Below are 13,430 nucleotides of genomic sequence, written 5' to 3' on the forward strand. Positions count from 1 at the left end.
CGTATCAATCTGCGTAATGTTTGACCGAAAAAATCTGCCTTGGGGATATTCACATCAAGCAGAGAGAGGATGTTCATGCACCAGACCTGGCGCTGCAAAACAACCAGCTTGGTGCCGTTGAGTGGTAAAGACTCCAACGGCCTGTTTCTACCTGCCTACCCCCGACTTAGGGTGACCCATTCGTTTTCTTCGGTGAGTTGACCACGATCAATATTTAAAGGCTGGTACTGTGACTGGGGCAGCTTCGACTGCGCTACGAGCCATGCTTTTTATGGAGCAAAAAAGTGACTGAACGACAAATTTTTCAAGTTACCGGATTTCGAGAAAGTTGAGTGGAACACTGCCGTGAGACCGTAGTTTTAGGCGAGATTTCAGATGGTCAATTTTTTTGAAAATTCTGTATACAGGCGAGCGCATATGAGATCTCTGCCAAAGCGCTCAGGAACAGAAGTGAGCGACTCTTTATCCCGTCGGCCTTATCCCCTATTGGCTGCTCTAGGTTATTGGTACTTTTTTCAAAAAGATCCATTTAGTAAGCTTCTAGGACACAGATCTGACATTCGCTCTTCGCTGAACTACGCTGCGATTTGATATCTTCGTATCATAAGGACATCACGCATGCGAATCAGATTGCCAGTCATATGGATGGTTGTTTTTTGCATGCTTTGGTCAGTCAGCCTTTGGGCTGACACCACAGTAAAACCGGTAGAAAACCTCGCCGAGCTTAAAGTCGCGAATCGTAGCGTTATGGTCTTTCACGCGACGATACTCGGTGAAGTGCCCGAGTTACGAGCAAAGCGGGCGAAAGAGGTCATTGGTGAGGCCCTGGAAGCCGATGACGGGCTAAACGTCACCATCGAGCCGATCATGAAAAGCTATATGGTGTTGTTGGGCAGTCGTAGGGCCTTCATTGTTTCTCCTGAGGACTTCAATGAGTCCGAATTCGACTCAGTACAGCAGGCAGCTGAAGTGGCGGCGGAAAAGCTGCGCCAAGCGGTCTCTGAAACTCAAGAAGCGCGCAACCTGCATCTGATCCTCTGGTCAGTGGGAGCCGCATTGTTGGCAACTGGCATTTATGTCGCCCTACTCTTGGGCGTGAGTAATCTGCGACGGCGCTTGCTGAGAAAACTCCCCGAGTTGATGCATCAACATACCAGAGCGTTAAAGATTGGGCGGATTCCGTTGCTCGACGCCAATTATATGTATCCGTTGGTCGGCCGTCTGTTCGAGCTCCTGCGGTGGATTGCTGTGTCGCTCCTGACATACGAGTGGTGTGGTTTTGTCCTATTGCGTTTTCCCTACACACGACCGTGGGGTGAAAGACTTGATAGCTATCTATTGGAAGTCGGCGATTATTTTTTGCAGGGGATTGTCGGTGCCATACCAAGATTGGTCATAGCCCTAGCAATTTTTTTCATCGCGCGCGGCGCTACTGCATTTACGAGCAGGATTCTGCGTCGCATTTCTAGCCCTGGAAACTTCAGCTGGTTGAACCACGAGACCCTGCAACCGACTCAAAAGCTCACTTCCCTGGCCATCTGGCTGTTTGCTTTGGCGATGGCCTATCCGTATTTGCCGGGTGCTGGCACCGATGCATTCAAAGGAGTATCGGTGCTGGTCGGCCTGATGATTTCCCTGGGGGCCACCAGCGTGGTAGGGCAGGCCGCCGCCGGGTTGATCCTGACCTACACTCGAACACTGCGGCTAGGCGAGTACGTGCGTATTGGCGAATACGAAGGAACCGTCACTGAGCTGGGTATGTTCACCACGCGTATCCGCACTGGTCTGGGTGAGGTGTTAACTCTGCCAAACTCATTGATCACAGGTGCTGTAACGAAGAACTACTCGCGGGCGGTCAAGGGTATGGGGTATGTGGTCGACACCGTGGTGACGATTGGCTACGACACCCCGTGGAGGCAAGTGGAAAGTATGCTGTTGGAAGCTGCCCGACGCACCGTAGGCGTTCTTGAAGACCCATCACCCCAAGTGTTTCAGACCGCGCTGTCAGATTTCTACCCGGAGTATCGCTTGGTGGCCCAGGCCATTCCGAATCTGCCGCGACCGCGAGCAGTGTTGCTCAGCATACTGCACGCCAACATACAGGATGTGTTCAACGAGTACGGCGTACAGATCATGTCGCCCCACTATCTGGGCGATCCGCAGCAAGAGAAGTGGGTGCCCAAGGACAAATGGTACACGGCACCTGCGCAAGAACAGAAGGATTACTGAGTCGTCTCAAAGGGAGTGGGCAATATGCTTGAATTCGTGCTCCATGCTTTTCGATCCAACCCGGAGATTGCGGTGTTCCTCGCTATTGCCCTGGGCGTTTTCATCGGTCGCATCCACATCGGCAGTTTTCACTTGGGCTCGGTAGCCGGGGCGCTGCTGATGGGACTGCTGATCGGCCAGATCGGCCTGGAAGTGCCGACCGGGTTGAAGTCGGTGTTTTTCGTGATGTTCATCTACGCGGTCGGCTTCAAGAGCGGGCCAGAGTTTTTCGGAAGCCTCAATCGCGGTACGCTAAAACTGGTGCTGCTATCCGTGGTGCTGTGCGCCACGGCGCTGGCGACCATTCTGTTGATGAACGCGGTGTTTCATTTTGACGCCGGTTTCACCGCAGGCCTCGGTGCTGGTGCGCTCACCGACACGGCGATCATGGGTACCGCAACAAGTTCGATCAATCAACTGGCGATCGACGCTGCCACGAAGGCGCAGCTCAACAGTCATATGGCGATTGCCTATGCAATCACCTACCTGTTTGGCACGATCGGTCTGGTTGTCTTTGTAGGCAGTATCGCCCCGAAATTGCTCGGTGTGGATCTTAGGGCTTCGGCAAGGGAACTGGAGTTGGAATTAGGAATCGCCAAAGACGAAGACGCAATTACCGTACCGTACACGCGCATTGTTGTGCGTGCACATCAAGTTGCCAGCAATGGCGAGGCGGCTGGACAACGCATCGTCGATATCGAAAAGTTGCATGACTCTCTGACGTTCGAGCGGGTAGTGCGTGCCGGGCAGATCATCGAGCGCGATGAAGATTTCACCCTAATGACAGGCGATATTGTCGGTGTGTACGCCTTACGCGAAGCCGTTGGAACACTAACCCAATGGATCGGGCCGGAAATCGACCATCCAGTATCGTTATCGTTTCCGACCCGCAAGGTAGACTTAATCCTGACTTCGCCAGAGTTCGCCGGAAAGACCATCCATCAAGCCAAATCTCTTCTGGAAAATACCCAGCGCCTAGGTTGCTTCATTAACACCATTACCCGTCAGGGATACGAACTGCCGTTACTGCCTAACACTGTGCTTCGCCGGGGTGATGTACTTACTCTCACTGGACGCACGGCCGGCGTCGAGGCGTTGGCTAGGAGGCTTGGGCGGATTCGCGAGAGCAACTACAAAAGTGACATCGCCGTACATGCCTTGGGCATGGTGCTGGGGTCGCTGCTAGGTTTGCTGTCCACTCATGTCGGGATGATTCCAGTGGAACTCGGCATCGGTGGCGGAGTGTTGGTCGCGGCGCTGGTGATAGGCTGGTACAACTCCCGTCACCCAGAAGTCGGAGCACTACCCAAGGCCGCGCAATGGGCGTTTTCCGAATTTGGCCTGACTGCGTTTGGTGCAGTTGTTGGTTTGCTCGCGGGCCCGGCGGCTTTTGCCGCAATGAAAGAGCAAGGTCTGGCGCTGCTGTTATCCGGCGCGGTAGTGACGATAGTACCTCCGTTGGTGGCGCTGTATTTCGGTCGATATATACTTCGTCTGCATCCGATGATCCTGTTCGGCGCACTAGCTGGTGCACAGACGGAAGCCGCATCAATGAACAAGATTATCGAACAGTCCGGCAGTAACACTCCGGTCATTGGCTTTACCGTGTGTTATGGCATTTCCAACGTATTGCTGGCCGTGTGTGGGCCCATCATCATTTTTGTCATCGCAGGTTAGAGTGTTTTTCAGCAATCACTTTCCCTAAGTAAGATAGCCAACAAATGAGCTACGCCATTAGCCGTCTTGCGGCTGCGTGCGCTTTTGCTCAGCACTTTAATTGACAGAAGGGGCGTCACTCCTCCCAGCAATAAATTAGGGTGTTTCTGATCGAGCTGGGCTTCGATTTGGACGGTCTGAACTACGGCTTCGAACCGCGCTTTGATGGCGCTGACATAGGCAGCGTGGGCTTGCCAGTTTCATGTAAGCTGATTTTTAGGGGCAGGCCGGGCGTCGGTGTTGACGTTGGTGCTCAAGATCAGACAGGCCAACAACAGGAAGCCGAAACTGGGCTCAAGGGCGGTTTTGTGCATTCGGCGCTCCTTGCTGAGTGATGAGTAGGCGTTGCTGCTCCTGTTCGTTCAAAGTGCGTTGGATTTCCCGGGCCAAGGTCTTGATGTCGTGTTTAGATATTTCGGTCGGCAGGACATCTAGGCCCACTGAGTTGTACAAGCGGCCCCAAGCCGCCTGAGCACTGGAGAATGCGGCTTCGCGCTGATAGCGCGAGAGCAGATAGCGCCCTTCGGAACGAATCACTTCCAGTTCTGAGCCCAACTTCCCGGTTTTCGCCGCCTGGGCGTAGTCGAGCAGGCTGCGGTCGACCCGCAAACTGTCCTCGGTGAATTCCACTTCCTGGCGCGCCAGTTGATAGCGCAGGGTACCGACCCGTACCTGGGTCAGGATTGCCATGGACAGAGCCACCCGACGTGTATCGTCGGTTTCGTTCTGGGACTTTTGCGCGGCATTGAGCGATGGCAATTGCAACAGGCGCAGTAGGTTCATCGAGACTTGCAGGCCGGTGGCGTTCCAGTCGTTGTTGTAGAGGTATTTGTTGGAGTCGTAGTGATAGCCGAAGTCGACGCTGACATTAGGCCACAATTGCGCCTTGGCGATGTCCAGGTCTTTCTGGTTGACCCGCTTGCGGTACCACTCTTCCATGATTTCCGGACGGTGCTCCATTGACAGCTGCTCAAGCTGCGCCATGCTCTGGTGCACCTCGGGCAGCGGCGGATCGGGTACGTCGGCCAAGACCATATTCGTCCCCGGTGGCAGCGACATCAGCGCAGCAAGCTCAGCCTGGGCAAACTCCAGATCTTGGCGCCGTACGGTCAGCAGGTAGATCGAATCGAGCAGAGCCCGCTGGTAGGCGAGGATTTCCTGGCGTGGCAATAGGCCGCGCTGTTCGGCTTCTCGGGCCGAGGTCAGTGCGGTGTGGGTGCGCATCAGCAGCTTGTCAACTTCCGGCATTAGGCGTTGCGCACCGAGAGCGCGCCAGTAGGCATTGCGCACGTCTTGCAGGACGTTCTGCGCGACTTTGCGCCGGCGCTCTTCGGCCATCAGGATCTGGTCAGCCTTCTGCTGGGTACGGTAATACGCTACGCCGAAATCCAGCAAGCTCCAGCTCAGTCCTAGACCATAGATTTCGCGGTAACGCTCTTCGGAGGTCGAAGGCCGCAAGCTGACCTGGCGGTCTTCGATACCGATCGAGGTACCTCCTGAGTCATTGTTGCGTCCGGCATATCCGGCTGAGGCCACCAACCGTGGCAGCATTTCATGGCTGGAGACATCGCGCAGGTCTGAGGCCAGCGCGCTTTCCATGAGTTTGAGGCGGTAGTCGAGATTGTATTTCAAGGCCCGTGCGGCCGCTTCATAAAAGGTAATGGGTGCGGTGACCGGTTCCTGGTCGGAGTACATGCGGGACTGGTCAGAGATGATGCGTTGACGGTTTTCTTCGTCGGTGGAGGGTTTAAGCTCCAATGCAGAGCAGGCGCTAAGTACCAGTGCCCCTGTAAAGGCCATACATAGAATCCGGATAGCAGTACTAGGCATACTCAATCCCTTTTGCTTGTCCGTGTAGGAGGGCCCTGATAGCGACTGTTCGGTGAAAGCACAAACTCCTAGGAGTTAAGAATGGGGAGCTTGAGAGCTATGGGCATAGGTGCATTGAGACCAAAATGGATATTGATAAACCCAGATCGCCGAAATTGCATGTTCAATCCTTGTATGGCGCCTTGAACCATACAAGGGTATGCGACACCGGTTATCTGACTTAATGAGCGTAGAGCTTTTTTTGTGCTTTTCCATATGTCAGTGCGCCGTGCTGACCTCAGTATGGTTCGCGGTACAATAGAAGTCATCGAATAACCAAGGCGTGTTGGGTGAAGCTCGCCTTTGGCAGGTTCAAGAGCGCCTGTTAACTATTGGATTTATCCCTATGGGTATGATGAGCTGAATGCTCTGGTCGTCGCTGCCGCGCTTGTCTACGAGACCGTCGCCCCCTGTCCAGTCTCGCAAATTATGATACCGCCAATCTATGCCGAGGAGCGGTGGTGACGATTCTGCGATGGTACGATACGTACCTATTACTCCGATTGAGTCGCTTAAACCTATCAATAAAAAAGTAGGCTAAGTTGATATTTCCTGATGGCAGTGATGGTTAAACTCAGGAACGCCCACTTCGTGTTTGTTGACATCTCCGGCGATCTAGACAGCTAGATGTTTAGCGTTGGAATGCTGAACACTGATTAGATCATCACATCATTTTAGTGCCGGATCGCCCATATTCATTCTCTTCCACCCCTGCAATAGCACCTGCGCCTTCGGCTCTTGGCCGCTGTCGAGGTAGTACTGGATCAGCGACAGCCGTGCATTGCGGTTGGCCGGTTGCACCTTGAGCAGGCCTTCCAGTATCGAGCACGCCTCATCAACCTTGCCACTGTCGTGTAACGCCACCGCCAGCACATAACCGTACTGCGCGTTCTGCGGTTCCAGTTGTGCAGCCTTGTGCAGCGCCGCCATCGCTTCGTCGGTTTTACCGGTGCGGATCAGTGACAGGCCCTGGGTATGTTGCAACAGCGCAGCCTCCGGGTGTTCTTTGAGGCTGTCAGCAAGCAGTGTTTGCGCTTCCTGACCGCGACCGTTGGCCTCCAGCCATTGCACTAGCGTCACCAGCGCCGGGTAGAAGTCCGGATCGCGCTTGAGCGCATCTCGCAGCAATGCCTCGACTTCCGAACTGCGCCCACTGGCCTGATAAAGCATGGCCAGATTGAGGTTTGCTTCGGCGCGTTCGAGCAGACTCTTCTGCACCGCCTCGTATTCGCCAATCGCCGCTTCCCAGTTGGCTTGCGCTGCACCGAGACCATTACTGCGGGCGACGCTGAGCAAGTCCCGCGCAACAACAATGCGCACCGCTTTCACCGGATCTTCCAGCAGTGGTGACAGCAACGGCGCACGTTCGGGTGGCGGCAGAAATGCACTGATTGCCCTCGCTGCACTTTCACGCACCTGTGGCTCAGGATTTTTCAGATCTTGCGTGGCCAGTTTCAATGCCAGCGCGCTTGGGTACAGCGGCAGTTCTGCCAGCAAGGTCGCGCGTTGAATTGCCGGCAGGTTGCTGCGCTGCAATTGCGTAAACAACGCGTCGGCAGCCCCGGGCTGGCCATTGCGGATCAGCCACAGACTCTCGTCGTAACGCGGTGCCTGCGGGGCGGTGGAGGCGCCCCACAGCTTGAACTGCGCGGTGATTTTGTCGCCAGACTTGCCCTGATGGCAGGTCAGGCAGGCGTCCGGGGTGCCGAGTTTCTGCGCACGTTCCGGGTTGGGAATGCTGAAGCTGTGGTCGTGGCGGAAGTCGTTGCCCATGTAGAACTTGCCGGGCATGTGGCAATCCGTGCACTGCGAACCCGGTTGGCCCATGGTGTGACGCGTGTGTTCGATGGAGTCGTAGTTTTTTGCTTGCAGGCCTCGGCCATCGACCCCTTCAACCGAAGTCTTGCCCGCCGTGTTGTGGCATTGCAGGCACACGCCATTGCCCGGCACCTTCAGCTGCGTGCTGTGCGGGTTGTGGCAGTTGCTGCAACGCACACCTTTGTCGAACATTTTGCTTTGCAGGAACGAGCCATGCTCGAACACTTCATCCTTGATCTTGCCGTCCAGCGCATACAGTTCGCGGGTTAGGGTGCTAGGCAGGTAGTCGTCCATCAAGCGTTTGCCGGCCGTGTAGCCATCGCCCAACGGTGCACGACGCGCATGGCAACGGGCGCAGGTTTCGATCTCGACCGTGGCGTTTTTGTCGTTGAGGTCGACGTCGAAACCCTGATGAATCAGGTCGCCTTTTTTCTGCGTCCATTCCAGGTGATTGGAGGCCGGGCCATGGCAAGCCTGGCAGCCGACGCCGAGGCTGTTCCAGTGACTGTCGAAGGTGTTTTTCGCCGCATCGAAATTACGCTTGAACCCGGTGGTGTGACACTCGACGCACATGAAGTTGGCGTTCTGGCTCGGCTTGCTCCAGTGCAGCGGGTTCTTGAAAGTCACACCCTGGCCCGGATACAAATGGAACCAGCGGTGTTTCTCGGTATCCCAGGCCACGCCGAGGGCTTGCAGCCGACCCTCGCCGACCTCGATCAAATACTGTTGCAACGGTGCAATGCCGAAGGTGTAGGCGACTTTGAAATCGGCGTTCTTGCCGTCGATACCCGGCGTGTTGACCCAGAATTCGTCGCCCTTGCGCGCGAACACCGTGGTCTCTTTTTCGGCCTTGAAGGTGACATTGTTGAAGTCGCCGAGCATGGTCTCGGCGTTGGCTGGTTGCATCGCCAACTGGTGATGGGAGCCTTGCCAGTCCTTGACCTGCTCGCCGTGGCAGCCTTGGCATTGCTGCTCGTCGACCATGGTCGCCGGTTTCAGCGCGACCAGTGGCGGCTTGGGTGCGGCAGGCGCGGGCGCCGGTGCACTGATCGGTGGCACCGTGATCGGCGCGGTAACGGGCGCAGGGCTGAACAGAAACCAGCCTATCCCCGCCACAGCCGCCAGCAGCACGCTGATGGAGACGGGGAACAGATAACGTGAAAGTGAAGATTGAGACAAATCCGGGTCAGGATGTACCGATTTATTTTTATGCTTGGGCATTGCGACTTCCATAGTCCGGATGCTTTCGCCGTCAGGCGCTGGCTGAAACTCGATGCAGCTTTATTGGAAAGCAACCGTGAGAATTGACCCCTCTGAGCGGTCACTCGCCTATTGCGGCTGTGAAATGCGCTGTGTCAGTTATTTACACTAAATAGCAGAAAGTTTGGTTACCAGTATTAGTGAAATTTTGCTCACTGAAAAACGTTAGTGCACAGTGGGCAAAGCTATTGTCCGATGAACCAGCGGTAATACGGATTCCCTGCATCAGCCCGCATCACTTCGCGCATATCCCGAGCCCAAGCCTCTCGGTCGCCGTCATAGGCATGCAGGCTCGCCTGATAGAACTGCATCAGGCGTTGCCGGTGGACGTCCATGCGTTCGGTGAATTGACCATCGGCGTTGACCAGTGGCGCCGGTTGATGCAGGTCGAGCAGGGCCGGCAGCACCCGACTGATTTCCTTCGAGCGCACCCAGGGTGCGTATTCGATGCGTGGCTGATCGTCAGTAACTGGTTTGGCATCGGCAGCGAAGCGCTCAAGGCCTGCGCGGTCAGTTACCCAGGTGGCGAGCAGCGCTGCTGCTGAACTTATGCCGACTTCCTGCAAGGCGCTGCGCACACCCTCCTGTTGGAAGCGTTCATTAATCTTCGTGACGTCCAGTGCAATCGGATTCATTGAACCAATCAGCAACATCTCGTGGAACTCGCTTGTCCAAAGGGTAGCGTGAGGAAACACATCGAGGAAGCTGCGCACCAGAGAGCGAGAATCGTCGATGTTTTGCGTTGGCAGCGGCAGCCACTGCGCCACCAATCCTTGCTTGTTCAAACGACTGGCGGCGAGTCGGTAAAAGTCCCGGGAATACAAGTTGACCACGCCGGCTGCGGAGGGTGGCGGCGGTTCGAGGGTGATCAGGTCATAGGTTTGCGGATTGCGTAGAAGTTCCTGGCGACCGTCGCGCAAGCGCACATCAACATCCGGATCGGCCGCGACATTGAAGTTGCCTTTGAACAGCGGCGCGGCGTTGACTACCGACGGCAACAGTTCAGCCACCACCCGATGCTCCAGGCCCGGATAACGGGTCAGTGCACCGGCGGTGATGCCGGTGCCGAAGCCGATTACCATCGCCGAGCGCGGTTCGCCGTTATGTATCAACAGCGGCAGCAATGCCTGAATTCGCATGTAGCGCAGTGACGGCATGGCATCGCCAGTGTTGGACACCCCTTGAATGTAAAGACGTTGGAACTGTTTCTGCTCCTTGCCCTGAGCGACGACGGCAACGGTACCGCCACGTCCTTCCTCGTAGAAGGTCAAGATACCGTTGCGCGCACCGGGCAACAGGCTCGCCATTTTGCTCACCGGTGTGAAGGCGGCAAAGGCCACCGACAACACGCCGATGGCAATCACCGCCTGACGCCGGCCTTTCTTCACGCCATGACTCTTGTGCGCTGCGATGTAAGCGACAGCGGCAGCGATGATTGCCAGCAAGCCCAGGGTTCGCACCAAACCTAACAGTGGAATCAACACAAAGCCGCAGAGCATCACGCCGACGATTCCGCCCAACGTGTTGTACGCCACCACCTCACCGACGTTGCGTCCGACATGTTCAGGCCCGACGCTCAATCGCAATGCCAGGGGGAATGCCGCGCCCAACAACAAGGTTGGCACAAACACGATGCTCAGGGCCGCCACGGCAAACCGCGTGCTCATGCCCAACAGCTCACTGCCACCCAGGCCCAGCATCCAGGATTCCGCCAGGCTTTGGGCAAACACCAACCAGCGCCCGAGGAGGGCGATTTCCAGCAGGGCAATTAGTCCGGCCCCGGCAATCAGCAGGGCGAACACGCCCCAGGGATCTCGCAAGCGATCGACCCGACGGGCCAGCAGCAAGCTGCCGAGAAACAGACCGGTGAGATACGTCGCCAGCACTACGGCAAACGCATAGGTACGGGTACTCATGAACTGCACGATGGATTGCGACCACACCACTTCGTAGCCCAATGCTACTCCGCCTGCGATGCAGTAGAGCCAGAGTGCGAGGCGATCGGGGGCTTTTTCAGCGTGACGTATTTCCACGGCGTAGATCGGCGCCGGGCGTTGACGCTGGAACCACAGGGCACCGGAAGCGGCTAACAGATTCAGCATCGCGGCGGCTAGCGCGCTGCCGCGAACGCCGAAAGTGGCGATCAGCACGAACGCGGCAATCAAGGTGCCGGCGATGGCACCAGCAGTGTTGGCCGCATACAGTTGGCCGCCGGCCTTGCCTAATTGTTGCGGGTTGCTGGCCAGAGAGCGAACCAGCACCGGTAACGTACCGCCCATCAACAGTGCGGGCGTGCCCACCAAAGCAAAAGGCAGCACCCAGGCCAGCAGGCCAACATGTTCTTCCAGCCAGGCAAACGGGCTGGCCGCCAGGCTCATGGCGAAGGTTGCGCCGACCCCGATTATGGCCACCAGTATTTCCAGCCCCGCATACAATAGAACCGGTTGCCGCATGCGGTCTGCCCATTGGCCGAACAACAAGCTGCCTAAGGCCAAACCAGCAAAAAACGCACTGATCCCAGTAGTAATGGCGTAGACCTCGACACCCACCACCAGCGATAGCTGCTTTATCCATAACACCTGATACACCAGCGCCGCAGCGCCGGAGAAAAACAGTAATAGAGCGGGAGCCAGGAGTGTGTGAGAAGCAATTTGAGGGACAGGCATGGCCGACGACTTGCTGGCGACACGTGAAGGCATAGATTTATTGCCTATCAAATTAGCAGAAATAGTCTTGCGCACGAGCTTTCGAGCGCTCCGATCAAGTTTAATATTTTTAGAGGTATTTATTAGAAAACGAGAATATAAAAAACCGCTCGCCAACGAGGGCGAGCGGTGGTTAAGCAGTCTTACTGCGTAGCTTTCATTTTTTCAGCGATTTTGGCGTCTACCGCAGCACGGATCTGATCCACGCTGAAGCTGGCCGGTTTTTGGCTTGGCGGATAATCGATGAAAGTCTGCAGGAACGCTGCGGCCTTACCGACTGCCATTTCAGTCAGATAAACGTTTTTGGTCGCCCAGTCGTAGTACTGGTCGGAAACGATATCAGCACGCTCATACGGATCCATGCGCAGGTTGAAGACTTTCGGTACCCGCAAGCATACGAACGGTTCGCTCCAGACCTTGAAACCACCCGGTGCTCGTTGTTCACAGAACACGGCTTTCCAGTTGCCGAAACGCATCGACACCAGCACGCCATCGTCGTTGAAGTAGTAGAACTCCTTACGCTCACCTTTTGGACTTTGGCCGGTCAGGTACGGCAGTTGGTTGAAGCCATCCAGGTGTACTTTGAAGCTGGTGCCGCCGGATGTCGGCGCCCAGCCTTTGAGCAGCTTGTTGGTGACGTCGGTGTCACCTGCGGCGGCGAGCAGTGTCGGGAACCAGTCCAGACCGGAGAACAGCTCGTTGGAGACTTCACCCGGTTTGATCTTGCCCGGCCAGCGGATCATTGCTGGCACACGGTAGGCGCCTTCCCAGTTGGAGTTTTTCTCGTTACGGAACGGCGTGGTCGCCGCGTCCGGCCACGACCACTGGTTAGGGCCATTGTCGGTGGTGTAAACCACGATAGTGTTGTCGGTGATTTTCAGGTCATCGAGGGTTTTCAGCAGTTTACCGACATCACCGTCGTGCTCGATCATGCCGTCGGCGTAATCATTGCCGGGCATGCCGCTCTGGCCCTTCATCGAATCACGCACGTGGGTGAACGCATGCATTCGCGTGGTGTTCATCCATACAAAAAACGGTTTGTCCGCTTTCGCCTGTTTCTCGATGAAGGCTTGCGCAGCGGCGGTGGTTTCGTCGTCGATGGTTTCCATGCGTTTCTTATTCAACGCACCGGTGTCCTCAATTTTGCCATCGGCAAAACTGTGGATCACACCGCGAGGGGACGTCGCCTTGACGAATTCCGGGTCATCTTTTGGCCAATACGGACGCTCGGGTTCTTCTTCTGCGTTGAGGTGATACAGGTTGCCAAAGAATTCGTCGAAGCCATGATTTGTCGGCAGGTATTCGTCCTTGTCGCCCAAGTGGTTCTTACCAAACTGCCCGGTGGCATAACCTTGGGACTTCAGCGCCTGGGCGATGGTGATATCACGCTTTTGCAGGCCCACCGGAGCGCCTGGGATACCGACTTTTGAAAGTCCGGTGCGCAGCGGCGTCTGGCCGGTGATGAACGAAGACCGTCCAGCGGTGCAACTGTTCTCCGCATAGTAGTCGGTGAACATCATGCCTTCCTTGGCGATGCGATCGATGTTCGGAGTCTTGTAACCGACCACGCCCATCGAATAAGCGCTGATATTGGTTTGGCCAATGTCATCACCGAAGATCACGAGTATGTTGGGTTTTTCGGCCGCCCCGGCTGTTGCCGAAATTGCCATGACCGAGGCTGCCACCAGGGCGAGCTTCGGTAGCCATTTGCGTATGCGATTCATTGAGTGCTCCTTTCGCTAGCTTCAGTCGCTTATCCGCGACCAACTTGTCTTACGTTCCTGCGTAAACCAT

At 56.0% G+C, this 13,430-nt stretch carries 6 protein-coding genes; 2 read left to right on the plus strand and 4 right to left on the minus strand.

The genetic code is table 11. The features are described 5' to 3' along the window. Positions 1 to 618: 618 nt before the first annotated feature. A complete protein-coding gene (locus tag ACYP2Q_RS14910; protein WP_459731142.1) occupies positions 619 to 2,229 on the plus strand; it encodes a mechanosensitive ion channel family protein in 1,611 nt (536 codons plus the stop codon). A 24-nt stretch (positions 2,230 to 2,253) separates the two neighbouring features. Then, positions 2,254 to 3,945: an aspartate-alanine antiporter gene (gene aspT, locus ACYP2Q_RS14915; RefSeq protein ID WP_459731143.1), complete on the plus strand. Its 1,692-nt coding sequence runs from the start codon at positions 2,254 to 2,256 to the stop codon at positions 3,943 to 3,945. A 333-nt stretch (positions 3,946 to 4,278) separates the two neighbouring features. Here aspT and ACYP2Q_RS14920 read toward each other — a convergent pair whose 3' ends face one another. The 4 genes from ACYP2Q_RS14920 to ACYP2Q_RS14935 form a co-directional block, all read right to left on the minus strand. Continuing rightward, positions 4,279 to 5,784, minus strand: coding sequence for a TolC family protein (locus ACYP2Q_RS14920; protein WP_371321430.1), 1,506 nt, complete (start codon positions 5,782 to 5,784; stop codon positions 4,279 to 4,281). Positions 5,785 to 6,522: 738 nt separating this feature from the next. Beyond that, positions 6,523 to 8,892 carry a tetratricopeptide repeat protein gene (locus tag ACYP2Q_RS14925; protein ID WP_459731144.1) on the minus strand — a complete coding sequence of 790 codons (2,370 nt, stop codon included), beginning with the start codon at positions 8,890 to 8,892 and terminating at the stop codon, positions 6,523 to 6,525. Positions 8,893 to 9,116: 224 nt separating this feature from the next. Next, positions 9,117 to 11,630, minus strand: coding sequence for a fused MFS/spermidine synthase (locus ACYP2Q_RS14930; protein ID WP_459731145.1), 2,514 nt, complete (start codon positions 11,628 to 11,630; stop codon positions 9,117 to 9,119). Between the two features lie 149 nt (positions 11,631 to 11,779). Further along, positions 11,780 to 13,360, minus strand: coding sequence for an arylsulfatase (locus tag ACYP2Q_RS14935; protein WP_105755010.1), 1,581 nt, complete (start codon positions 13,358 to 13,360; stop codon positions 11,780 to 11,782). Positions 13,361 to 13,430 lie beyond the last annotated feature (70 nt).

The sequence above is a fragment of the Pseudomonas sp. MHK4 genome (genome assembly GCF_054600775.1).